At 71.8% G+C, this 23,866-nt stretch carries 22 protein-coding genes; 19 read left to right on the top strand and 3 right to left on the bottom strand.

Annotation, left to right across the window (positions count from 1 at the left end):
* Positions 1–18 precede the first annotated feature (18 nt).
* The 16 genes from AB0E62_RS14375 to AB0E62_RS14300 all read left to right on the top strand — a co-directional run bounded on the left by AB0E62_RS14375 (position 19) and on the right by AB0E62_RS14300 (position 16,755).
* Positions 19–1,278 (top strand): MFS transporter, encoded by a 1,260-nt coding sequence (locus AB0E62_RS14375; protein ID WP_362192219.1) that lies wholly within the window; start codon positions 19–21, stop codon positions 1,276–1,278.
* Between the two features lie 9 nt (positions 1,279–1,287).
* Complete coding sequence (pafA, locus tag AB0E62_RS14370) at positions 1,288–2,649, top strand: Pup--protein ligase (protein ID WP_030608306.1); 1,362 nt, start codon at positions 1,288–1,290, stop codon at positions 2,647–2,649.
* 141 nt (positions 2,650–2,790) lie between these two features.
* On the top strand, positions 2,791–3,795 hold the full coding sequence (locus tag AB0E62_RS14365) for an FKBP-type peptidyl-prolyl cis-trans isomerase (RefSeq protein WP_362192217.1): 1,005 nt from the start codon (positions 2,791–2,793) through the stop codon (positions 3,793–3,795).
* Between the two features lie 83 nt (positions 3,796–3,878).
* Positions 3,879–4,250: an FKBP-type peptidyl-prolyl cis-trans isomerase gene (locus tag AB0E62_RS14360; RefSeq protein WP_362192216.1), complete on the top strand. Its 372-nt coding sequence runs from the start codon at positions 3,879–3,881 to the stop codon at positions 4,248–4,250.
* A 143-nt stretch (positions 4,251–4,393) separates the two neighbouring features.
* On the top strand, positions 4,394–5,347 hold the full coding sequence (locus tag AB0E62_RS14355; protein WP_362192215.1) for a WYL domain-containing protein: 954 nt from the start codon (positions 4,394–4,396) through the stop codon (positions 5,345–5,347).
* Between the two features lie 14 nt (positions 5,348–5,361).
* Positions 5,362–6,366 (top strand): WYL domain-containing protein, encoded by a 1,005-nt coding sequence (locus AB0E62_RS14350; RefSeq protein WP_362192213.1) that lies wholly within the window; start codon positions 5,362–5,364, stop codon positions 6,364–6,366.
* A gap of 144 nt (positions 6,367–6,510) precedes the next feature.
* On the top strand, positions 6,511–6,804 hold the full coding sequence (locus AB0E62_RS14345; protein ID WP_362192211.1) for a hypothetical protein: 294 nt from the start codon (positions 6,511–6,513) through the stop codon (positions 6,802–6,804).
* A 198-nt stretch (positions 6,805–7,002) separates the two neighbouring features.
* Positions 7,003–7,197 (top strand): hypothetical protein, encoded by a 195-nt coding sequence (locus tag AB0E62_RS14340; RefSeq protein WP_362192209.1) that lies wholly within the window; start codon positions 7,003–7,005, stop codon positions 7,195–7,197.
* 259 nt (positions 7,198–7,456) lie between these two features.
* Positions 7,457–7,738, top strand: coding sequence for a Sec-independent protein translocase subunit TatA (gene tatA, locus AB0E62_RS14335; RefSeq protein WP_362192207.1), 282 nt, complete (start codon positions 7,457–7,459; stop codon positions 7,736–7,738).
* Positions 7,739–7,785: 47 nt separating this feature from the next.
* Positions 7,786–8,739 carry a twin-arginine translocase subunit TatC gene (gene tatC / locus AB0E62_RS14330; RefSeq protein WP_362192205.1) on the top strand — a complete coding sequence of 318 codons (954 nt, stop codon included), beginning with the start codon at positions 7,786–7,788 and terminating at the stop codon, positions 8,737–8,739.
* A gap of 156 nt (positions 8,740–8,895) precedes the next feature.
* Positions 8,896–11,748, top strand: coding sequence for a DEAD/DEAH box helicase (locus AB0E62_RS14325; protein WP_362192203.1), 2,853 nt, complete (start codon positions 8,896–8,898; stop codon positions 11,746–11,748).
* A gap of 369 nt (positions 11,749–12,117) precedes the next feature.
* Entirely contained in the window at positions 12,118–13,788 is a 1,671-nt protein-coding gene (locus AB0E62_RS14320; protein ID WP_362192201.1) for an ATP-binding protein, read from the top strand.
* Positions 13,785–14,189 (top strand): roadblock/LC7 domain-containing protein, encoded by a 405-nt coding sequence (locus AB0E62_RS14315; RefSeq protein ID WP_362192199.1) that lies wholly within the window; start codon positions 13,785–13,787, stop codon positions 14,187–14,189. Before AB0E62_RS14320 ends, AB0E62_RS14315 begins: the two co-directional genes overlap by 4 nt.
* On the top strand, positions 14,186–14,602 hold the full coding sequence (locus tag AB0E62_RS14310; RefSeq protein ID WP_362192197.1) for a DUF742 domain-containing protein: 417 nt from the start codon (positions 14,186–14,188) through the stop codon (positions 14,600–14,602). Before AB0E62_RS14315 ends, AB0E62_RS14310 begins: the two co-directional genes overlap by 4 nt.
* Entirely contained in the window at positions 14,583–15,203 is a 621-nt protein-coding gene (locus AB0E62_RS14305; RefSeq protein ID WP_362192195.1) for an ATP/GTP-binding protein, read from the top strand. Before AB0E62_RS14310 ends, AB0E62_RS14305 begins: the two co-directional genes overlap by 20 nt.
* Before the next feature lie 46 nt (positions 15,204–15,249).
* On the top strand, positions 15,250–16,755 hold the full coding sequence (locus AB0E62_RS14300; RefSeq protein WP_362192193.1) for a cytochrome P450: 1,506 nt from the start codon (positions 15,250–15,252) through the stop codon (positions 16,753–16,755).
* Between the two features lie 55 nt (positions 16,756–16,810).
* Here the strand turns inward: AB0E62_RS14300 and AB0E62_RS14295 are convergent, their stop codons facing one another.
* Positions 16,811–17,773 carry a pseudouridine synthase gene (locus AB0E62_RS14295; RefSeq protein WP_362192191.1) on the bottom strand — a complete coding sequence of 321 codons (963 nt, stop codon included), beginning with the start codon at positions 17,771–17,773 and terminating at the stop codon, positions 16,811–16,813.
* Between the two features lie 121 nt (positions 17,774–17,894).
* Between AB0E62_RS14295 and AB0E62_RS14290 the strand changes: the two genes are divergently transcribed.
* Positions 17,895–18,476: a GNAT family N-acetyltransferase gene (locus AB0E62_RS14290; protein ID WP_362192189.1), complete on the top strand. Its 582-nt coding sequence runs from the start codon at positions 17,895–17,897 to the stop codon at positions 18,474–18,476.
* A gap of 220 nt (positions 18,477–18,696) precedes the next feature.
* Here the strand turns inward: AB0E62_RS14290 and AB0E62_RS14285 are convergent, their stop codons facing one another.
* Both AB0E62_RS14285 and AB0E62_RS14280 read right to left on the bottom strand, forming a co-directional pair.
* Positions 18,697–19,548 carry a siderophore-interacting protein gene (locus AB0E62_RS14285; protein ID WP_362192187.1) on the bottom strand — a complete coding sequence of 284 codons (852 nt, stop codon included), beginning with the start codon at positions 19,546–19,548 and terminating at the stop codon, positions 18,697–18,699.
* Between the two features lie 143 nt (positions 19,549–19,691).
* Positions 19,692–20,597: a 5'-3' exonuclease gene (locus AB0E62_RS14280; RefSeq protein ID WP_362192261.1), complete on the bottom strand. Its 906-nt coding sequence runs from the start codon at positions 20,595–20,597 to the stop codon at positions 19,692–19,694.
* Positions 20,598–20,766: 169 nt separating this feature from the next.
* On the opposite strand from AB0E62_RS14280, the gene AB0E62_RS14275 reads away from it, so the two are divergent.
* Both AB0E62_RS14275 and AB0E62_RS14270 read left to right on the top strand, forming a co-directional pair.
* Positions 20,767–21,843, top strand: coding sequence for a glycine betaine/L-proline ABC transporter ATP-binding protein (locus AB0E62_RS14275; protein ID WP_362192185.1), 1,077 nt, complete (start codon positions 20,767–20,769; stop codon positions 21,841–21,843).
* Complete coding sequence (locus AB0E62_RS14270; protein WP_362192183.1) at positions 21,836–23,650, top strand: ABC transporter permease/substrate binding protein; 1,815 nt, start codon at positions 21,836–21,838, stop codon at positions 23,648–23,650. The genes AB0E62_RS14275 and AB0E62_RS14270 overlap by 8 nt, the downstream gene beginning before the upstream one ends.
* The last annotated feature ends 216 nt before the right edge of the window (positions 23,651–23,866 follow it).

Raw genomic sequence — 23,866 nt, 5'->3', positions numbered from 1 at the left:
TAACACTTGGAGGCGGGCATGGCCACGGGGTATCTGGAGATCCTGCGGGCGAGACATGCGGTGCGGCTGCTCGCCGGGACGCTGGTGGGCCGGCTGCCGAACGCGACCGCGGCCATCGCGCTGGTGCTGTTCGTCCGCGCCGAGGGCGGCACCTACAGCCTGGCCGGTGGCCTCGCGGCCGTGTACGGCGTCGCGAACGCCCTCGGCCAGCCGGTGCTGGGCCGGCTCGTGGACCTGTACGGCCAGCCGCGCGTCCAGCTGCCCGCGGCCGTGCTGGCCGCCCTGGCCATGACGGTCTTCGCCTTCGGCGGCGTCGACCCGCTGCCGCCGGCCTACGCGGCCGTCGCGGTGTCCGGTCTGTTCGCGCCGCCGCTGGAGGGCGGCCTGCGTGCCCTGTGGCCGTCCGTGCTGCGCCGCGAGGAGCAGGTGCACACCGCGTACGCCATGGACGCCATCGCGCAGGAAGTGATGTTCACCGTCGGCCCGCTGCTGGTGACGCTGTGCGTCTCGGTGTGGGACGAGCGGGCCGCTCTGCTCGTGCTGAACCTGCTGGGTGTGCTCGGCGCCCTGTCCGTGGTCGTCTCGCCGCCCTCGCGCGCGTGGCGCTCGGCCCCGCGTGAGGCGCACTGGCTGGGCGCGCTGCGCTCGCCCGGTCTGCTGGCCCTGCTGGCCGCGTTCCTGTTCGTCGGCATCGCGCTGGGCTCCATCACGGTCGCGGCGGTGTCGTACGCCGACGGCCACGGCGGCGACGCGGTCTACGGCTGGCTGATGGCCGGGCTCGGTCTGGGCGCGCTGGCCGGCGGCACCGTCTACGGCGCCCGCCAGTGGGCGGGCTCGCCCGAGCGGCGGCTGAGGGGCCTGGTGGCCGCGCTGGCGGTGTGTTACCTGCCGCTCACGCTGACGCCGGGCACGGTCTGGATGGTGCTGCTCAGCGTGGTCTCCGGTGTCTTCCTGGCGCCCTGCATCGCCTGCGCGTTCATCATCGTGGACCGGCACGCGCCGAGGGGCACGGTCACCGAGGCGTTCTCCTGGCTGGTGACGACGTTCACGGTGGGCGCGTCGGTGGGAACCGGCCTGGCGGGGCCGGTGGTCCAGGCGGGTGGCACCGTGTGGGGCTTCGGCCTGCCGAGCGTGGCGGGGGCCGTGTCGTTGCTGGTCCTGCTCGCCACCGGACGGGTCCTGGCAGCTCCCGCGCGGGGCGATGTCGTCGCGGCCTCATCGGAAAATGATCCAAATCGTGCCGTCGAACCCCGTTTCAGCTCGGGGGATCGGGCGTAATGTTCCCTCATGGACCGCCGCATTTTCGGGCTGGAGAACGAGTACGGCGTCACGTGCACGTTCAGGGGACAGCGGCGCCTGTCTCCTGACGAGGTGGCGCGGTACCTCTTCCGCCGTGTCGTGTCATGGGGCCGCAGCAGCAATGTCTTTCTGCGAAACGGCGCCCGGCTCTATCTCGACGTGGGCTCACATCCGGAATACGCGACCCCCGAATGTGACAACGTGACCGAACTGGTCACCCACGACAAGGCCGGCGAGCGCATTCTCGAAGGACTCCTGGTGGACGCGGAACGACGCCTGCACGAGGAGGGAATCGCGGGCGACGTCTACCTCTTCAAGAACAACACCGACTCGGCGGGCAACTCGTACGGCTGCCACGAGAACTACCTGGTGGCCCGGCACGGGGAGTTCTCCCGGCTCGCGGACATTCTCATCCCCTTCCTCGTCACCCGGCAGCTGCTGTGCGGCGCCGGCAAGGTGCTGCAGACCCCGCGCGGTGCCGTCTACTGCGTCAGTCAGCGCGCGGAGCACATCTGGGAGGGCGTCTCCTCGGCGACGACCCGTTCCCGGCCCATCATCAACACCCGCGACGAACCGCACGCGGACGCCGAGCGCTACCGCCGGCTGCACGTCATCGTCGGCGACTCGAACATGTCCGAGACGACGATGCTGCTGAAGGTCGGCGCCACCGATCTGGTGCTGCGCATGATCGAGGCGGGCACGGTGATGCGCGACCTCACCCTGGAGAACCCGATCCGGGCGATCCGCGAGGTCAGCCACGACATCACGGGCCGGCGCAAGGTGCGCCTGGCCAGCGGCCGGGAGGCGTCCGCGCTGGAGGTGCAGCGGGAGTACTTCGACAAGGCGCTGGACTTCTGCGACCGCCGGGGCATCCGCACCGGCACCGTCGCGCAGGTCCTGGAGCTGTGGGGCCGCACCCTGGAGGCCATCGAGACCGAGGAACTCGACCGGGTCGAGACCGAGATCGACTGGGTCATGAAGTACAAGCTCATCGAGCGGTACCGGGCCAAGCACAACATGACGATGTCGCATCCGCGGGTCGCCCAGATAGACCTCGCCTACCACGACATCCACCGCCGTCGTGGCCTGTACTACCTGCTGGAGAAGAAGGGCCAGGCCGCCCGGATCTGCAACGACTTGAAGATCTTCGAGGGCAAGTCGGTGCCCCCGCAGACCACTCGGGCCCGGCTGCGCGGCGACTTCATCCGGCGGGCGCAGGAACAGCGCCGGGACTTCACGGTCGACTGGGTGCACCTGAAGCTCAACGACCAGGCGCAGCGCACCGTCCTGTGCAAGGACCCGTTCCGTTCGGTGGACGACCGGGTGGAGAAGCTGATCGCCGGCATGTAGCGGAACCCGGGCGGAGTGCCCGCCCGGCCGTGGCATGCGGGAACGCGACACGGGCGCCGCACGTTTTCCGTGCGGCGCCCTTCTCGAGCCGTAGAGTTGCGCGCACGCCATCCGCAGAACCGACCGATTACGAGGCTCTCCGTGCGCCGACGCTCGCTTCTCCTCGCCGCCGTACCCGCAGGACTGGTCACGCTCGCCGGGTGTGGTGACGACTCGTCCGCCTCCAGCAGCGCCGACGCCTCGCCGTCGGCCTCCGCGTCCGCCGCGCCCCCGCCCAGGATCGTGGAGGGGCCGCTGCCGGCGATCACGGCGGGCAGGAAGTTCGGCGAGAAGCCGACGGTCGCCAAGGGGGCGGGCGCCCCGTCGAAGAACCTCGCGGTCCGGACGCTGATCGCGGGCGGCGGGCGGACGGTCGCGGAGAACGACTTCATCCGGGCGGACTACCTGGGCCAGATCTGGGACACCGGCAAGGTCTTCGACAACTCCTACGACCGCAAGCGGCCGCTGGTCATGCAGCTCGCCCGGGGCAGCATCATCGACGGCTGGCGGTACGCCCTCCAGGGCAAGAAGACCGGCAGCCGGGTCCAGATCGCCGTCCCGCCCACCTGGGGCTACGGCACGAGCGGCAATCCGCAGGCGGGTATCAAGGGCACCGACACGCTGGTGTTCGTCATCGACCTGATCGAGTCGTTCAACTCCAGGAGCTCCGCCAAGGGCACCCCGGTCCCGCAGACCGACGCCGCCCTGCCCAAGGTGGGCACCGGCACCGACGGCAAGGCGCCGAAGGTCACCGTGCCCAGCACCGACCCGCCGAAGAAGCTCGTGTCGCAGTACGTCCTGGAGGGCGACGGCCCGGAGCTGAAGGCCGACCAGACGGTGCTGTGCCAGTTCCAGGGCCTGGTCTGGGACGGCGGCAAGACGTTCGAGCGGACGTACGGCTCGGGCCGGCTCAGCCAGTTCGCGCTGCAGCAGATGCAGGAGGTGGTCAAGGGCCTGGCCCAGGGTCTGACCGGCAAGAAGGTGGGCAGCAGGGTCCTGATCGTCGTTCCGCCCGGCCTGGCCTACGGCGACAAGCCGCCGACCGGCGGGGCCATCAAGAAGGGCTCCACCCTTGTGTTCACGGTGGACATCCTCGCGGCCATGTAGCACGGGGCCCGCGGCGGGCGGGGGATCACCGGGGATGAAAGACTGTCCCGGATCCGTGTCGTAGACAAGCAGGAGCTTTTGACGTGAACATCGAGAAGCCCGAGATCGACTTCCCCGAGGGCGCGCCGCCGGCGGACCTCGAGATCAAGGACATCTGGGAGGGCGACGGCCCGGTCGCCGAGGCGGGCCAGATGGTCACCGTCCACTACGTGGGCGTTGCCTTCAGCACCGGCGAGGAGTTCGACGCCAGCTGGAACCGCGGTACTCCGTTCAAGTTCCCGCTGGGTGCCGGCCGGGTCATCGCGGGCTGGGACCGCGGCGTGCAGGGCATGAAGGTCGGCGGCCGCCGCCAGCTGACCATCCCGGCCCACCTCGCCTACGGCAACCAGAGCCCGACCCCGGCGATCAAGGCCGGCGAGACGCTCATCTTCGTGGTGGACCTCCTCGGCGTCTGATCCACGCCAGGGCGTCCGGGCCGCACCGGACGTGATCACCTGGGGCCCATGCCCGCCGGGCATGGGCCCTCGGCTTTTGCCGACGCCCCGTGGAGCGGTACGGTCATCGGTCGGAAGCACCATAGGGAAGGCGAAGGGCGTCGATGGCCATTGCCAAGGCCGAGCGGCTGATGAACCTCGCGCTGTGTCTGCTCGGCGCACGCCGGCCGCTCAGCAAGCGCGAGCTGCGCGAGTCCATCGAGGCCTATCTGGAAGCGGGCTCCGACGACTCCTTCAACCGCATGTTCGAGCGGGACAAGGACGACCTGCGAGAGCTGGGACTGGTCATCGAGACCGTGGAGAACCTCGACGGCGAGACCGGGTATCTCGCCCGCCGGGACAGCAACCGCTTGCCCCCCATCACCCTGGACGCCGAGGAGGCCGCCGCCCTCGGCCTCGCCGCCAAGGTCTGGCAGCAGGCCCGGCTGGCCGGCGCGGCCAGCGGAGCCCTGCAGAAGCTGCGCGCCGCCGGGCTCCCCGAGGACGTCGACCCGTACGGGGCGCACAGCGCCCTGGAGCCGCGCATCCCGGTGCACGAGGCCGCCTTCGAACCGCTGATGCTGGCCTGCCGCGACCGCCGCCCGGTCGTCTTCGACTACCGCAAGGCCACCGCCGCCCGCCCCGAGCCCCGGCACGTCGAGCCCTGGGCGCTGGAGTGCTGGCGCGGCCACTGGTACCTGGCCGGCTTCGACCGGGACCGGGGCGCCGAACGCGTGTTCCGGCTGTCCCGGATCACCGGCAAGGTCCGCTCCCGTGGAACGGGCTTCACCGCGCCGGTGCCGGACGTCGTCACCGTGCGCGAGACCGTCGCGAGCTGGGCCGGCGAGATCGCCGACCGTTCGGCGCTGATCCGGCTGCGTTCCGGCGCCGGTTACCCCCTTCGGGCGAAGGCCGTCAAGGTCCGGGAACTGGGTGACGGCTGGGACGAGTTGGAGATTCCGTACGGGCACGGACTGGACGCGTGGCTGGTGGAGTTCGGGCCGGACGTGGTGGTCCTGGAGCCGGCCGAGCTGCGGGCCGACGTGGTGGACCGGCTGCGCGCCGTGGCCAAGGGCTGAGGGGGAGCGGGACAGTGGCAGGCAGACCGGCCAGGACCGGCAACGCGATCGACCAGACCCGGCGGATGCTCTCCCTGGTGACGTATCTGCGCGAGCGTCCGGGCGCCCGGATCGCCGACGTCGCGCGGGCCTTCGGGATCAGCGAGGACGAACTGGTCGCCGACCTCGACGTGCTGCCCATGTGCGGCACCAGCTTCCGCGGCGGCGATCTGCTGGACATCGACACCGACGGCGAGCGCATCTGGTGGCACAATCCGGCCGCGCTCGGCGAGGAGGCGGCCGAGCCGCTCCGGCTGGCCGCCGACGAGGCCACCGCCCTGCTGGTCGCCGCCCGCGCGGTCGCCACGCTGCCCGGCCTGCGGGAGAGCGACCGCCAGGCCCTGCTGCGGGCCACCGCCAAGGTGGAGGCCGCGGCCGGCGAGGCCGCCGGCGCCAGCTCCCGGCTGTCGGTGACCTTCGAGTCCGAGGGCGGTGTCTTCGCCGACGTCGACCGGGCCATCTCCGAGCGCCGCCGGCTGTGGATCCGCTACTACTCACCGGCCCGCGACGAGGTCACCGAGCGCGAGATCGACCCCATCCGGCTGGTCAGCGTCGGCCACACCTATGTGGAGGCGTGGTGCCGCCGCTCCGAGGCCCGGCGCACCTTCCGGCTGGACCGGGTCGCCGAGATCAAGATCCTCGACGCGCCCGCGGCGCCGCCCGAGATAGAACTGCGCGACCTCTCCGAGGGGCTGGTGCAGCCCGCCGCCGAGGACCCGGAGGTCGTGGTCGAGGTCGGCCCCGGCGGTCGCTGGGTCGCCGAGTACTACCCGCACGACAGCGCCGACGAGCTTGCCGACGGCGGGCTGCGCATCACCCTGCGCACCCCCGATCCGGCCTCCCTGCGCCGGCTGGCGCTGCGGCTCGGCCGTGACGGCCGGATCGTCTCGCCGCCCGAGCTGGCGGAAAGCGCCCGCCGGGCCGCCCGGGAGGCCCTGGCGGCGTACGACGTTCCCGCCGGCGCGGTGCGGGTGCCGTAGGCGCGGGGGCCGGGCGGTCTCCGGGACGGGGGCCGTACGGCCGTGGGGAACCGGGGTCTTGTGGCCCTGACCGGGAACGACCAGGTGTGATCAGCTGCGACCAGAGGATTCGGCTGCTACCAGAGGAAAAGGGAGCGAGGGCCTGTGAGCGAGTCTCCGGAATCCGGTGCGGGTGAGATGACGGTGGCGACGGCCTTCGCGGGGATGCGAAGGGCGGCCCCCGTGGTGTTCAAGGCCGGCTGCCCGGACTGCCGGGGCCGCTTCGAACTCGCCGCGAGCGCGCTGCGGCTCGCCATCGGCGCCAGCAGCCGGACGACGTTCTACTCCTTCACCTGCCCGGACTGCGGCGCCGCGGTCCGCAAACCGGCCGGGGAGCGGATCGTGGAACTGCTCACCGGGGGCGGGGTCAGGACGCTGCGGCTGCACTCCAGGGTGTAGCGGGCGGCGTCCGCGCGCGAGGGTGTCCGCGGTGCGGCGGCGGCCGGCCGGTGACCGGCCGATCACCGTGCGGCGGGTGGCGTCCCGGGGGAGACGACCGCCGCGTGACCGGACCGGTGCCGGGGAGTGAGCGGCCCGGTGCCGGCCACCGCACGGCCGGGTGCGGACCGGGGTGGCGGACCGTCTAGTCTCGTCGTCATGTTCTGGCCGATGTTCGCCGTAGCCATGGGGTTCCTGGGTCTCGCCGTCCTGGGGGTGCTCGCCGTCCGGGTGTTCGTGGCGGCGCGGCTCCTCGGACAGCAGGTGACGGACTCGGCCCGCCGCATCAACCGGGCCGCCGAGGACCTGGAGCGGGCGACCGTGAGCGCGGCCCGCGCCGTCGACACGTTGTGAGCCGCGCCGGACGGTGGCGGTGAGACCAGTGATACAAGCGATTTGAGTCGCTTCGCCCTGTCATGCTGCCCTGTCGGAAAGGTACCCTGCTGATCGCGGTGCGGAGAACGAGGCCCGCACCGTGGACCGGGAGTACGCACGGGGATTGCCTCACGTTTACCCCTGAGCGTTACGATCGCTGCCAGCACGACCATCGGACACATGTCCGACTGGTCGGACAGCACCCCACCCAGCCGCCTCGGTGAGAAGGTATAGATTCATGTTCGGTGGAAAAATCGGAGCTCCCGAGATCATTCTGATCCTCGTCGTCATCATCCTGCTGTTCGGCGCGAAGAAGCTTCCGGACATGGCGCGCTCGCTCGGCAAGTCCGCCCGCATCCTCAAGAGCGAGGCCAAGGCGATGAAGGAAGAGGGCAAGACCTCCCCCCAGGCGTCCGGTACCACCGAGCAGTCCTCGGCCCAGCGCACCATCCAGGCGGCCCCCGGCGACGTGAGCAGCTCGCGGCCGGTCAACGAGCCGACGGATTCCGCCCAGCGCTGACACAAGGCCGGAAAGCCCCGGCCTGCCGCACGAGATGAGGACGTGGGTTGCTCAAGCCTGCCCGCAAGAAGGAGAAGGATCCCGAGGGGCGGATGCCTCTCGCGGATCACCTTCGTGAGCTCCGCAACCGGCTCGCGAAGGCGATGCTGGCCATCGTCATCGTGACGATCGTCGCGGCCTTCTACTACAACGACATCATCAACTTCCTGACGGAGCCGATCCTGGACTCGGTCGGCTGTCGGGAGACCTTCGCAGAGCTGGCGAAGTCCAGTGGCAAGACCCAGTGCGCGGAGATCACCATCAACGGTCTTCTCGCGCCGTTCACGCTGGCCCTCCAGGTCTCGCTGATGGCCGGCGTCGTCGCCGCCTCGCCGATCTGGCTGTTCCAGCTCTGGGCGTTCGTGGCGCCGGGTCTGCACCGGCACGAGAAGAAGTACGCCTACGCCTTCGTCTTCACCGGGGTGCCGCTGTTCCTCGGCGGTGCCTTCTTCGCGTACAAGCTGCTGCCGACCACGGCCAAGGTGCTGATCGACTTCACACCGAACGGCGACATCAAGAACCTGCTGCCGCTCGACGATCTGCTCCAGCTGGTCACCCGCATGGTGATCGTCTTCGGTCTCTCCTTCGAGCTGCCGCTGCTGCTGATCATGCTGAACCTCACCGGGGTGCTGACGGGCAGGCGCATGCTGAGCTGGTGGCGGGCCATGATCCTGGGCATCACGGTCTTCGCGGCCGTGGCCACCCCGAGCACCGATCCGCTGTCGATGCTGGCCCTCGCCGGGCCGATCTGGGTGCTGTACTTCGCGGCGGTCGCGTTCTCCCTCCTCAACGACCAGCGCAGGCGCCGGCGCGACGCCGAGGGGCCCGCCGACGACGAGGCCGCCGAGCTGGACCTGACGCCCGAGGACATCGGCGAGGCCGAGCCGGTCTCCGCCGCCCGCGCAGTGCCCGAGCAGACGAACACCACCGACCGGGTCAACGGCTACGACGACGTGACGTAAACGGCCGCCCCCCACCGAGGCACCGCACGCGATGCCCCCGCCCCCTGGCTCCGTCCCGGGGGCGGGGGCATCCGTCCGTTCCGGCGGCCTCCACCGTCCCGCCGCCTGCCGGGTGCCGGCCGCTCCCGTCCCTGGTCTCCGACCGGGATCCGGATAATGATCGTCCTGCTGTCAGTGGGGCCCGGTACGCTCGAAAGTACGATGACAGAGGATCTCTCACCGGCCGAGCGGTACGCGGCAGCCCGCAGGCGGGCAGCCGAGCAGGCCACCGCGCTCGCCCCCTTCCGCGAGATGTACGACTTCGGCCTCGACCCCTTCCAGATCGAGGCATGTCAGGCACTCGAAGCGGGGAAGGGCGTACTGGTGGCCGCCCCCACCGGCTCGGGCAAGACGATCGTGGGCGAGTTCGCCGTCCACCTCGCCCTGACGCAGGGCAAGAAGTGCTTCTACACGACACCCATCAAGGCGCTGTCGAACCAGAAGTACGCCGACCTGTGCCGTCGCTACGGCGCCGCGAAGGTCGGCCTGCTCACCGGCGACAACAGCGTGAATTCCGACGCCCCGGTGGTCGTGATGACCACCGAGGTGCTGAGGAACATGCTCTACGCGGGCTCCCAGACCCTCCTCGGCCTCGGCTACGTGGTCATGGACGAGGTGCACTACCTCTCCGACCGCTTCCGCGGCGCCGTCTGGGAGGAGGTGATCATCCACCTCCCCGAGTCGGTGACGCTGGTCTCGCTCTCCGCGACCGTCTCCAACGCGGAGGAGTTCGGTGACTGGCTGGACACCGTCCGCGGTGACACCGAGGTGATCGTCTCCGAGCACCGGCCCGTGCCGCTGTTCCAGCACGTGCTCGCCGGACGGCGGATGTACGACCTGTTCGAGGAGGGCGAGGGCCACAAGAAGGCCGTCAACCCCGACCTGGTGCGCCTGGCCCGCATGGAGGCCACCAGACCGTCGTACCAGGACCGCAGGCGCGGCCGGGCGATGCGCGAGGCCGACCGGGAGCGGGAGCGCAGACAGCGTTCGCGGGTGTGGACGCCGGGCCGTCCCGAGGTCATCGAGCGCCTGGACTCCGAGGGCCTGCTCCCGGCCATCACCTTCATCTTCAGCCGCGCCGCCTGCGAGGCCGCCGTCCAGCAGTGCCTGTACGCGGGCCTGAGGCTCAACGACGAGGAGGCGCGGGAACAGGTCCGCGCCCTGGTCGAGGAGCGCACCGCCCACATCGCCTCCGAGGACCTGCACGTCCTCGGCTACTACGAATGGCTGGAGGGCCTGGAGCGGGGCATCGCCGCCCACCACGCGGGCATGCTGCCGACCTTCAAGGAGGTCGTGGAGGAGCTGTTCGTCCGCGGCCTGGTCAAGGCGGTGTTCGCCACCGAGACCCTCGCGCTCGGCATCAACATGCCCGCCCGCTCGGTCGTGCTGGAGAAGCTCGTCAAGTGGAACGGCGAGCAGCACGCCGACATCACGCCCGGCGAGTACACCCAGCTCACCGGCCGTGCTGGCCGCCGGGGCATCGACGTCGAGGGCCACGCCGTGGTGCTGTGGCAGCGCGGCATGAGCCCCGAGCACCTGGCCGGTCTCGCGGGCACGCGCACGTACCCGCTGCGCTCCAGCTTCAAGCCGTCGTACAACATGGCGGTCAACCTGGTCGAGCAGTTCGGGCGGCACCGCTCGCGCGAACTGCTGGAGACGTCCTTCGCGCAGTTCCAGGCGGACAAGTCGGTCGTCGGGATCTCCCGCCAGGTGCAGCGCAACGAGGAGGGCCTGGCCGGTTACAAGGCCTCCATGACCTGCCACCTCGGCGACTTCGAGGAGTACGCGCGACTGCGCCGGGAGCTGAAGGACCGGGAGACCGAGCTGGCCCGGCAGGGGGTCGCGCAGCGCCGGGCGGAGGCCACCGTCGCCCTGGAGAAGCTGAAGCCGGGCGATGTCATCCACGTGCCCACGGGCAAGTACGCGGGCCTCGCGCTGGTGCTGGACCCGGGTCTGCCCGCGGGCCGCTCCAACGGGCACCGCGGCTTCGACCACCACGACGGGCCGCGCCCGCTGGTGCTGACCGCCGAACGGCAGGTCAAACGGCTGGCGACGATGGACTTCCCGGTGCCGGTCGAGCCGCTGGACCGGATGCGGATCCCGAAGTCCTTCAACCCGCGCTCGCCGCAGTCCCGCCGGGACCTCGCCTCCGCGCTGCGCACCAAGGCCGGGCACATCCCGCCGGAGCGGGCCCGCAAGAAGCGGTCGCAGGCCGCCGACGACCGCGAGATCGCGCGGCTGCGCACGGCGATCCGGGCACACCCCTGCCACGGCTGCAACGACCGTGAGGACCACGCCCGCTGGGCCGAGCGCTACCACCGGCTGCTGCGCGACACCTCACAGCTGGAGCGGCGCATCGAGGGCCGTACGAACACCATCGCGCGCACCTTCGACCGGATCGTGGCGCTGCTGACCGAGCTGGACTACCTGCGGGGCGACGAGGTCACCGAGCACGGAAAGCGGCTCGCGCGGCTGTACGGCGAACTCGACCTGCTGGCCAGCGAGTGCCTGCGGGAGCGGGTCTGGGAGGGGCTGAGCCCGGCCGAACTCGCCGCCTGCGTCTCGGCGCTGGTGTACGAGGCACGGGTCGGTGACGACGCCATGGCGCCCAAGCTGCCCTCGGGCAAGGCCAAGGCGGCACTCGGCGAGATGGTCCGGATCTGGGGCCGGCTCGACGCCCTGGAGGAGGAGTTCCGGATCAGCCAGACGGAGGGCGTCGGCCAGCGCGAGCCCGACCTCGGCTTCGCCTGGGCCGCCTATATGTGGGCCTCCGGCAAGGGGCTCGACGAGGTGCTGCGTGAGGCGGACATGCCGGCCGGTGACTTCGTGCGCTGGTGCAAGCAGGTCATCGACGTCCTCGGGCAGATCTCCGCCGCCGCGCCCGCGGAGGACTCGACCGTGGCCAAGGCCGCCCGCAAGGCCGTCGACCAGCTGTTGCGGGGCGTGGTGGCCTACTCGTCCGTGGGCTGATCCGCCCCGGGACGGCGCTGACCGTTCGCGGGGAGAAACCGAGGCCGCACCCTTCCGGGTGCGGCCTCGACCGCTTTTTCACTCGTTACGGTGAGTGACAATCGCACGCGTGTGCACAGATACTGTCAGTGTGCGAATGACAGCGCAGTGTGCGGAAGGAGTCGAGCGTACTCCTCTCGCGGAGGCCATTTCACGTGCTTGCCGAAGATGACACGACGTTGATCTGGTCGGACTAAGCTCGCCCGCGACGCACCGAGTTGAGGGAATTCGCGCGTCTGTTCCCCTATGTGCAGTACATCCCGACAGTTCCTCATACCTTCCCCAGCAAGCTCCCCCCGACACCCAGCCGATTCGTTACAGAAGGCATCCATGGTGAGTGTTCAGAAGCCTCGCGGTCGCCGTGAACGGCCCTATGCGCGCGTGCTGTTGCCGCCGGCCATAGTGATGGCCGCGGCGGCCGGAGCCGCCGTCGCCCTGGTACCGCCCGCGGCCCGCGTGGCCGTCGGCGTGTGCGGAGCGCTGGCCGTGCTGCTGGTCCTCGGCACGGCCGGGGAGGCCGCCCGGCGCGGCCGGCTGCTGCGCGAGGCGCAGGCCGAACACTCCCGGCACGCCGCGCAGCTGCAGCAGCAGATCGCGCTGCACCACCACCTGATGGACCACTTCGCCCACAACGTCCTGCCCCTCGGCTTCATCCGGCTGCGCCGGGGCGAGGCGCTCCGCGACACCGTGCGCTACGTCTTCGACGAGGACCCCGAACTGCGCGGCCTGCCCGACGGCTACCGCGAACTGGTACGCGTCGCGCTGACCGGCGCCGACCACGAGATCTCGATGCGCGACGCCACCGAGCGCTCGTACGTCAGCATCGCCCGCCGTGTCCAGGCCATCGTCCACCAGCAGGCCAAGGAGCTGCGGGAGATGGAGGAGGACCACGGGCGCAACCCCGAGGTCTTCGACGACCTGCTGCGCATCGACCACGGCACCTCGCTGATCGGCCGCCTCGCCGACACCATCTCCGTCCTCGGCGGCGGCCGGCCCGGCCGCCAGTGGCCGCTGCCGGTCTCCCTCTACAGCACGCTGCGCGGCGCGATGTCCCGCATCCTGGAGTACCGTCGCATCGAGCTGAGCTCCATCGTCAACATCAACATCAAGGGCACCGCGGTCGAGCCGGTCATCCACGCCGCCGCCGAACTCCTGGACAACGCCACCCGGTACTCGCCGCCGACCACCAAGGTGCACGTCACCGCCTCCGAGGTGCAGGCCGGCATCGCCATCGAGATCGAGGACGCGGGCGTCAGCCTCAGCGAGGAGTCCCGGGCCCGGATCGAGAAGGCGATCGAGGACGCCAGGAACCTCGACGACGCGGACAACCTCGGTGAGAACCCGCGCCTCGGCCTCGCCGTCGTCGGCCGGCTGTGCAAGCAGTTCGACATGGAGGTCTCGCTGCGCTCCTCCGCCTACGGCGGCGTCCGCGCCATCCTCATCGTGCCGCGCGTCATGACGACCACCGAGCCCGGTGTCGGCGTCGCCCACGGCATCGGTGCCACCGGTATCCCCAAGCCCGAACTCGGTGCCGTGGAAGGTCCCAAGCGCCCGCCGAAGACGCGTCGCCCCACCAGCCCCAAGATCCCCGCCGGAATCTCCCTGGAGGACGACATTCCGGAGGTCACCGAGTGGACCGCGACCGGGCTGCCGCAGCGCCGCAGCCGGGTGAAGACCCCGCTCAGCCAGCGGATCGCGGAGCAGGCGGCCATCGAGCGCGCCGAGCGCGAGGGCAGGCCCACCATCTGGTCCCAGACCCGGTCCGAACCGGAACCCGAGCCCGAGATCGACCCCGAGCGCAGGAAGCTCATGGACCGGCCGATCGGCTCCGGGATCGAGGCCTTCTGGAAGGGCCTCAGGGAGGGCATGCCCCCGGACGCCACCGGCCCCGAGCTGACCGACTTCACCCGCAACCCGACCAAGTACCTGCATCTGCTCAAAGATCCGGCCGAATACGCCCAGGGCGTCACCGAGGCCGACGACGAGGGGGACCTCAAGTGATCCAGCAGCGAGCGAACCTGGACTGGATGCTCAAGCAGCTCAACGACGGCGTACCGGGTATCGAGATGATCGTGGTCCTGTCCGCCGACGGACTGCGCATCGCCCGCTACGGCGGCGAGCCCGACGCCGCCGACCGGGTCGCAGCCGCCTGCGCGGGCGTGCAGAGCCTGGCCGGCGCCATCATCCAGGAACTGCCGGGCGCCGGCGACATGAAGCTCGTGGTCTTCGAGATCGAGGGCGGCTACTTCTACCTGATGAACGCCGGCCCCAACGCCTACCTCGCCGTGCTCGCGGACGTCACCTGCGAACCGGGCCGGATGAGCGGCATGATGCGCGACCTCGTCGTCCGGCTCGGCGCCCACCTCACCAGTCCGCCCCGGCGGAACGGGCAGACCGTATGACCCCTCCACGACGCAAACGGCGCCGGCCGCCGCACCCGTCGCCGCGGCCGGTGCCGGTCGCGAAGCCGGCGGGCGGTGCGGACAGACCCGGCAACCCCGAGCGGCTCTACACCATCGCCGGATCGGCGGACGGCAAGCGCGCGGAACTCGACCTGGTGACCCTGATCGTGGCCCGCTCGGCGCCCCCGCTGTCCGCCTCCCCGGAGGTGGCGGCGGTGCTCCGGCTGTGCGCCGCCCCCCTGTCCATGGCCGAGCTCTCGGCCTATCTCCAACTGCCGTTCAGCGCGATGACCGTACTGATCACCGAGCTGATCCAGGCGGAACTGGTGCAGGCCCGCGCCCCGATCGTCCGCCAGTCGGCTTTCGACCGTTCCCTCCTCGAAGCGGTGATGCATGGACTTCAAAGGCTCTGACACGATCCCCGGACCGCGCACCGAGGATCATCTGCCGCACACGGCGCAGGCAGCGGTGAAGATCGTGATCGTGGGCGGGTTCGGCGTCGGCAAGACCACCATGGTCGGCTCCGTCAGCGAGATCAGGCCGCTGACCACCGAGGAGACCATGACCCAGGCCGGCATCGGCGTGGACGACGACTACGGCTCGGAATCCAAGACGGCCACCACCGTGGCCATGGACTTCGGCCGCATCCAGATCACCGAGGAACTGGTGCTCTATCTCTTCGGCACCCCCGGCCAGGAGCGGTTCTGGTTCCTGTGGAACGGCCTGTTCGAGGGGGCCCTCGGCGCGGTCGTCCTGGTCGACACCCGGCGCCTGGAGGTCAGCTTCGACGTCATGGGCCGGCTGGAGGAACGCGGCGTGCCCTTCGTCGTCGCCGTCAACTCCTTCCCGGACGCGCCCCGTTACCCGGTCGAGGAACTGCGTACCGCCCTGGACCTGGGCCCGGAGGTCCCGATCGTCGAGTGCGACGTGCGCCGCCGGGCCTCCAGCAAGGACGTGCTGCTGACCCTCACCCGCTTCCTGCACTCCCTCGCCCTGTCCGGCGCCCTCACCTGACCCGCCGCCGGCCCACCCACCCCATCCGCTCCGGAGCGACACCACCGTGACCTCTGAATCCCCCTCCCTGACCGGTACGGATCCCCTCACCCCGCCACCGGGCTGCCCCGCCCACGGCCTCGGTGCCGGGGAACCGCGGCGGCTCTACGGCCCCGACGCCGAGGACCTCGCCGGTCTCTACGAACGCCTGCGCGAACAACACGGCCCGGTGGCCCCCGTGCTGCTCCACGACGACGTACCCATGTGGGTGGTGCTCGGGCACGCCGAGAACCTGCAACTGGTGCGCAGCCCCTCGCAGTACACCCGGGACAGCCGGATCTGGACCCCGCTGAAGGACGGCCGGGTCAAGCCGGACCATCCGCTCATGCCGCACATCGCCTGGCAGCCCATCTGCTCGCACGCCGAGGGCGCCGAGCACGAGCGGCTGCGCGACGCGGTCACCGCGGCCATGGCCACCATCGACCACCGCAGCGTCCGCCGGCACATCGGACGCCACACCCAGGCCCTGGTCAACGGGTTCTGCGAGCGCGGGCGGGCGGACCTGGTGTCCCAGTTCGCCGAGCATCTGCCGATGGCGGTGATGTGCGAGATCCTCGGCATGCCCGAGGAGTACAACGACCGGATGGTGCAGGCCGCGCGGGACGCCCTGAAGGGCACCGAGACCGCCATCCAGAGCCACGCCTACGTCATGGACGCGCTCAGCCGGCTCACCACCCGGCGGCGCACCCGGCCCGAGGACGACTTCACCAGTCACCTCATCGGCCACCCGGCCGGGCTGACCGACGACGAGGTCCGCGAACACCTGCGGCTCGTCCTGTTCGCCGCCTACGAGGCGACGGCGAACCTCCTCGCCAACGCGCTGCGCATGGTCCTCACCGAGCCGGGCTTCCGGGCCCAGCTCAACGGCGGCCAGATGACCGTGCCCGAGGCGATCGAGCAGTCCCTCTGGGACGAGCCGCCGTTCAGCACGGTGTTCGGCTACTTCGCCAAGCAGGACACCGAACTGGGCGGCCGGCGCATCCGCAAGGGCGACGGGCTGCTGTTCGCACCCGCCCCCGGCAACGTCGACCCGCGGGTGCGGCCCGACCCCTCGGAGAGCATGCAGGGCAACCGTTCCCACCTCGCCTTCGGCGGCGGCCCGCACGAGTGTCCCGGCCAGGACATCGGCCGTGCCATCGCCGACGTCGGTGTGGACGCGCTGCTGACCCGGCTGTCCGACATCCAGCTCGACTGCGCCGAGGAGGACCTGCGCTGGCGCTCGTCCATCGCCTCCCGGCACCTGGTGGCCCTGCCGGTGCGCTTCGAACCGAAGCCGCAGCAGGACGTGGACCTGCCGCCGCGGGCCATGCCGGTGCCGCCGCAGCGCTCCGGCTGGCAGGTCGGCACGCTGAGCAGCGACCCGGCCCCGGCCGCCGAACCCCAGCCGGGCACCGAACCCCGGCCGGGGGCCGGCCGGCCCCCGGCCGCGCCGGAACCCGTCCCTCCGGCCCCCGGACCGGACCGCCCCCGTGGCCTGTGGCAGCGGCTCCTGCGCTGGTGGCACGGCGGCTGACGGTCCCCGGCCGTTCCCGGGGGCGGGCACGGCCGGGCCCGGACCGTGTCCGGTGTCAGCCGGGCGGCAGGGGTTCGCCCGACCAGTCGGCGTACGACGTCCAGGCGCCCAGCTCACGGCCGCTGGTGAAGGCGTGGTGCGCGCCGGTGACCGGGTCGGTGAACTCCAGCCGCCGGGCCAGCAGTTGCAGCGGGCGCCGGAAGTCGCCGGGCGGCACCGGGGCGGTCACCTCGGGATACAGCGGATCGCCGAGGATGGGCACGCCCAGCGACGCCAGGTGCACGCGGAGCTGGTGGGTCTGGCCGGTCGTCGGGACCAGGCGGTACCGGCCCAGCCCGGCCCGGTGCCCGGCCCGCTCCACATGGGTCTCCGCGTTCGGCTCGCCGGCGACCTCCCGGGCGGCCGGCACCCCGCGCTCCTTCAGGATCCGGCTGCGCACGGTGCGGGGCAGGGCGAGCGAGGGGTCGTAGGGGGCGACGGCCTCGTACTCCTTGCGTACCCGCCGGTCCCGGAACAGGGTCTGGTACGCGCCGCGTTCCTCGGGCCGCACGGTGAACAGCACCAGTCCCGCGGTGAGCCGGTCCAGGCGGTGCGCCGCGGTCAGCGCCGGGAGGCCCAGTTCGTGCCGGAGCCGGGCCAGGGCGGTCTGGGTGACATGCGAGCCGCGCGGGGTGGTGGCCAGGAAGTGCGGCTTGTCGGCCACCACGATGTGCTCGTCCCGGTACACCACCTCCACGGGGAACGGCACCGGGACCTCGGCGGGCGGTTCGCGGTGGAACCAGACGTACATCCCCGGCCGGTAGGGGGCGTCCGGCGGTACGGCCCGTCCGTCGGCGCCGACCACCTGGCCCGCGGCGAACATCGACTCCACCATGCCGGGACCGGCCCCCGTGAGCCGCTCCACCAGATGCTCCCGCACGGTGGCCCAGGTCCCGGCGAAGGGCAGCCGTACCCGTACGGGGTCGACCCCGTCGCGTTGGGGGAGCGGGGCGGGCGGGGGCGGCGTACGGCGACTCATCGGCGTCAAGGGTACGGCCGGGGTGGGGGAGGGGCGGCGTCAAGGGGGCGGTGGCGTGGTCACCCGGGGGTGGTCGGAAACGGGTTGGGGCTCAGGACGTGGACCCGGCAGGATGTGGATCATGCCCTTCCTCACCCAGCCGGTCCTCGGCGCCGGCGCCCTCGCGCGTGTTCCGCAGCCCACCCTTCCCGCCGCCGACGGCCTGGTCCTGCGCCCCTGGCGGGCCGAGGACGCGCCAGCCGTGCACGCCGCCTTCCAGGACCCGGCGATGCACCAGTGGCACCTGAGGGCCTGCGACTCCGAGGAGGAGGCCGCCGGCTGGATCGCGCAGTGGCAGGCGTCCTGGGCGGGGGAGAGGGAGGCCCAGTGGGCCGTCGTGGAGGAGCGGACGGACGAACTGCGGGGCCGGGTCGCGCTGCGGCAGATACTGCTCGGTGACGGCGTGGCCGAGGTGGCGTACTGGACGGTGGCGCGGGCGCGGGGCCAGGGTGTCGCCGCCCGGGCCGCCGCCGCCCTGTCCCACTGGGCCTTCGAGGAGATCGGCTTCCACCGCCTCGAACTCTTCCACTCCACCGCCAACGAGGCGTCCTGCCGGGTCGCCGCCAAGGCCGGTTTCGCCCTGGAGGGCACCAAGCGCAGCGCCCTCCAGCACCCGGACGGCTGGCACGACATGCACTTCCACGGGCGGGTGCGGGCGGACTGAGCCGGCGGGCTCGGTCCGGGGTGACGTGCCGCGCGTCCCCGGCGAGCGCGTAGGCCCCGGTCCGGCGCACGCGGCGCTGGGCCGGTGACAGCGGCGGCACCTCGCGGTGGGTGCACGGAGACATGGGAAGGCGGCGGCACCTCGTGGAGGTGCCGACTGGCCGGTGCCTGGCCGGCCGGCTCAGGTGCCGGGCCGTGTCGCTGACGAGGGTCCCGCTCCCTCAGGCCGCGGTCGCCGCCGTGCCGCCCTCCTGCTCGGCCTCCACCCGGGCGTTCCACTCGCGCTTGGAGGCCTGCCAGCCGTCCTCGTTGTGACCCAGACGCCAGTAGCCGGAGATCGACAGGTCCTCGCGCGGGATCTGGCGCTCGATCCGCAGCAGCCGGCGCAGTTCCTTGACCACGCCCGCCTCGCCGTGCACGAAGGCGTGCACCCGGCCCTGCGGGAACTCCAGCCCGCGCACGGCCTCCAGCAGGGCCTCGCCCACCGGCCGGTCGCCGCGGTGCAGCCAGACGACCCGCACGCCCGTGTCGATCTTCTGCTCCTCCTCGGGCCCGGAGACCTCGACGAAGGCGTGCGCGCGGGCGCCGGCGGGGAGCGTCTCCAGGGCGCGGGCGATCGCCGGCAGCGCGCTCTCGTCGCCGGCGAGCAGATGCCAGTCGGCCTCCGGGTCGGGCGCGTACGCGCCGCCGGGGCCCATGAAGCGCACGGTCTCGCCCGGCTGTACGCGGGCGGCCCAGGGGCCGGCCAGGCCCTCGTCGCCGTGGATGACGAAGTCCAGGGTCAGCTCGCCGCGCCCGGCGTCCCAGTCGCGCACGGTGTACGTCCGGGTCACCGGCCACTGCTCGCGCGGGAACTCGGCGCGGATCCGCTCCAGGTCGAAGGGCTCGGGGTAGGTGACGCCGGCGGCGCCGAACAGGAGCTTCACGTAGTGGTCGGTGCAGGTGTCCGCGGCGAACTCGGCGAGACCCGCGCCGCCGAGCACCACACGCTGCATGTGCGGGGTCAGCCGTTCGGTGCGTACGACCTGGGCGGTGTGGGGCTTGCGCGGCTTTCGTCCCGGGCGCTCTGCCATGACGGCCTCCTGCGGATTGGTTAGGTTTACCTAAGTTAGCACCTCCGCTGAGTCAACACCCCTCTTGTGAGCTGCCGATGGGAGTCTTTTGCCGGAACCTTTCGCCCGGCGCCCGCCCGAAGCGGTTCGGCGGCCTTGCCGGCTCAGCTCGCCAGCGTGGTCAGCAGGCGTTCCAGTGAGCCGCCCAGGCCCCAGCGCCGGGCCAGGCCGGCCAGGGCCGCCGGGTCGCGCGGCGCGCGCGGCACGGCCGTGCCGACCTCCGGCAGGGGCACGTCGTCGGCGACCCGCACCACCTTCGGCGCGACCGCGAGATACGGCCGGGCCTCGGTCAGCCGCTTGCGCTGCGACGGCGTCAGCTTCGCCCCCGGGTCGTCGACCGCCGCCATGATCCCGGCCAGGTCGCCGAACTCGGCGAGCAGCTTGGCGGCCGTCTTCTCGCCGATCCCGGCCACGCCCGGCAGGCCGTCGCTGGGGTCGCCGCGCAGCAGCGCCAGATCCGCGTACCCGCGCCCGTCGACGCCATACTTCTCGCGCAGCACCGCCTCGTCGGTCACCTGGAGCGTGCCGACGCCCTTGAGCGGATACAGCACCCTGACCCCGCGCCCGTCGTCCACCAGCTGGTACAGATCGCGGTCGCCGGTGACGATGTCGACCGGACCCCGGGCCCGCGCGGTGAACGTGCCGATCACGTCGTCCGCCTCGTACCCAGCGACGCCCACGCGGGCGATGCCGAGCGCGTCGAGCACCTCCTCGATCACCGGCACCTGCGGGGCGAGCGTGTCCGGGACCTCCTCCGCGTCCGGCGCGCCGGTGTGCTCCTCGGCGACCCGGTGCGCCTTGTAGCCGGGGATCAGCTCCACCCGCCACTGCGGGCGCCAGTCGGCGTCCATGCAGGCCACCAGGTGATCCGGCCGGTGGTCCTTGACCAGCCGGTCGATGAAGTCGAGCAGCCCGCGCACCGCGTTGACGGGCGTGCCGTCCGGCGCGCGCACCGAGTCCGGGACGCCGAAGTAGGCGCGGAAGTAGAGCGAGGCGGTGTCGAGAAGCATGAGTCGTCCGGTCACGCACGCATCATGCCGCACGGCACCGACAGCGCCCCGCGCACCGGGAACGCGTTGCGTCACGCGCACCGCCGTGAACCCGGCCACTTACGCGTTTGCCCCTGTCCGGCCTGGGGAGGCGCGGCCTCTGTCCTGTCCCCGGAGACGAGAGGTGCGCGTGTCACCCAGGCTTGAGGCAGAACACTTGTTCAAGGTGTTCGGAAGACGACCCGACGACGCGGTGGAACGGCTGCGGCGCGGCGCGGACCGGGCGGAGCTGCGCGTGGACGGCGCGACGGCCGCCGTGATCGACGCCTCCTTCCGCGTCGAGGCCGGCGAGATCTTCGTCGTGATGGGACTGTCGGGCTCCGGCAAGTCCACCCTGCTGCGGATGCTCAACGGGCTGCTGGAGCCGACCGCGGGCAGCGTGCGCTTCGACGGGCAGGACCTGACCGCGCTCGGCGACCGGGCACTGCGCGAGCTGCGCTCGAGGAAGATCAGCATGGTCTTCCAGCACTTCGCGCTGTTCCCGCACCGCAGCGTCCGCGACAACGCCGCCTACGGCCTGGAAGTGCAGGGCGTGCCCCGCGCCGAGCGCGAGCGCCGCGCCGACGAGGCGCTCGCCCTGTGCGGCCTGGCCGGCTGGGAGTCGTCCTGGCCCGACGAGCTGTCCGGCGGCATGCAGCAGCGCGTCGGCCTCGCCCGCGCCCTCGCCACCGACGCGGACCTGCTGCTGATGGATGAGTCCTTCAGCGCCCTGGACCCGCTGATCCGCCGCGACATGCAGGACCAGCTGCTGGAACTCCAGAAGACCCTGAAGAAGACGATCGTCTTCATCACCCACGACCTCAACGAGGCCATGCGGCTCGGCGACCGGGTCGCCATCATGCGGGACGGCCGCATCGTGCAGACCGGCACCGCCGAGGACATCCTGCTGCGCCCCGCGAACGACTACGTGGCCTCCTTCATCCAGGACGTGGACCGCTCCCGGGTGCTGACGGCGGGCGCGCTCATGGACACCTCGGTGACCGCCGACGCCCCCCTGTGCGGCTGCGAGACCGCGACCCGCGAGACGCCGTTCACGCAGCTGTGCGCGCTCAGCGCCCGGCTGTCCCACCGGGTCTCGGTGGTGGACGGGGCGGGCCGGGTGGTCGGGGTGGTGCGGCGGCAGCGCCTGCTCGGCTTCCTCGGCGACGAGACGGCCGCTCCCGTGGTCTGCGACAACCCCGAGGGGAAGGTGATCAGCCATGCCTAGGATCCGTCTCGGCGACTGGGTCGACTCCGGCGTGGACTGGCTGGTCGCCCACCTCTCCTGGCTGTTCGACGCCGTCAAGGCGGTCATGGAGGGCATGTACGACGGCATCGACACCGTGCTCGCCGCCCCCCAGCCGCTGCTGATGGCCGGCATCCTCGCCGTCGTCGCCTGGTGGCTGCGCGGGCTGGTCGCCGGTGTCCTCGCCTTCGCCGGGTTCGCCCTGGTCGACTCGCTCGACCTGTGGGACCAGGCCATGTCCACCCTCGCCCTGGTCCTGGTGGCGACCGTGCTCGCCCTGGTGATCTCCCTCCCGCTGGGCATCTGGGCCGCCCGCTCCAAGGCGGTCGGCGCCGCCGTACGGCCGGTCCTGGACCTGCTCCAGACCATGCCCTCGATGGTGCTGCTGATCCCGGCCATGCTCTTCTTCGGGCTGGGCACCGCCGCGGGTGTCGTCGCCACCTTGATCTTCGCGCTCGCCCCCGGCGTGCGCATGACCGAGCTGGGCATCCGCCAGGTCGACGCGGAACTGGTCGAGGCCGCCGAGGCCTTCGGCACCACCCCGCGCAGCATCCTGTGGCGGGTGCAGCTGCCGCTCGCCCTGCCGACCATCATGGCCGGCGTCAACCAGGTGATCATGCTGGGCCTGTCCATGGTGGTCATCGCCGGCATGGTCGGCACCGGCGGTCTCGGCGGCGCCGTCAACGAGGCCATCGGCCGGCTCGACATCGGTTACGGCTTCGAGGCGGGCGTCGGCATCGTCGTCCTCGCCATCTACCTGGACCGGGTCACCGGCGCGCTCGGCACCCAGCTCTCCCCGCTGGGCCGCAGGGCCGCCGCGAAGGAACGCACGCGCGCGTGGTCGTACCGTCCGCACCCGGCCGTCGCCCTGGCCGGAGTGGTCGTCCTCGCCCTCGTCGCGGGCGGACTCGGCGTCTTCGGTCCCTCCGCCGGGACCTCCGAGGCGTCCGGCACGGACGTCGGCAAGGGCAAGGAGATCCGGATCGGCTACATCCCGTGGGACGAGGGCATCGCCTCCACCTTCCTGTGGAAGGAGATCCTCCAGGAGCGCGGCTTCAAGGTCAGCACCACCCAGTACGCGGCCGGCCCCCTCTACACCGGCCTCGCCACCGGCCAGCTCGACTTCCAGACCGACGCCTGGCTGCCCACCACACACGCCGAGTACTGGACGAAGTACGGCAAGCGGCTGGACGACCTCGGGAAGTGGTACGGCCCCACGTCCCTGGAGCTGACCGTGCCCTCCTACGTCAAGGACGTGAACTCCCTGGCGGACCTGAAGGAGCACGCCTCCGAGTTCCACGGGAAGATCGTCGGCATCGAGCCCAGCGCGGGCATGATGCGCCTGCTCAAGAGCAAGGTGCTGAAGGAGTACGGCCTCGAGGGCACGTACGACGTGGTCGACGGCTCCACCCCGGCCATGCTCGCCGAGCTGAAGCGCGCCTACGCCCGGCACCAGCCGGTCCTCGTCACCCTGTGGTCGCCGCACTGGGCGTACAGCGACTACGACCTGAAGAAGCTCGGCGACCCCAAGGGAGCCTGGGGCGAGGGCGACGGCGTGCACACCCTCGCCCGCAAGGGCTTCGCCGCCGACAACCCGCTGGTCGGCCGGTGGCTGAAGGACTTCTCGATGACCGAGGAGCAGCTCACCGGCCTGGAGGCGCGGATCCAGAAGGCCGGCAAGGGCAAGGAGCAGGACGCCGTCCGCGGCTGGCTGCGCGACCACCCCGGCCTGGTCGACAAGTGGGCCCCCGTCGCCAAGGACGGCACCCGCAGCGAGGCGGCCGGGTGACCTGACCGCCCCGGACCGCCTCCCGAGGGGCGGGCGCCGCCGGACGCCGACCCGCGTCCGGTGCCGCCCGCCCCTCGGACCGTCGTGCCCACGACGCACTTCCGGCCAATCACCGGGCGTGACGAGTCCGGGCCCGGGCTCCGGTCCGGGCCCGGCCGGGGGGTGTCCGCATCCGGTCCGGGGGCCCGCTCCCGGGCCCCTCCCGGCCCCGGGACA

The sequence above is a fragment of the Streptomyces sp. NPDC038707 genome (assembly GCF_040636485.1).
Taxonomy (GTDB): Bacteria; Actinomycetota; Actinomycetes; order Streptomycetales; family Streptomycetaceae; genus Streptomyces.
This window is presented reverse-complemented; position numbering and strand designations above follow the sequence as displayed.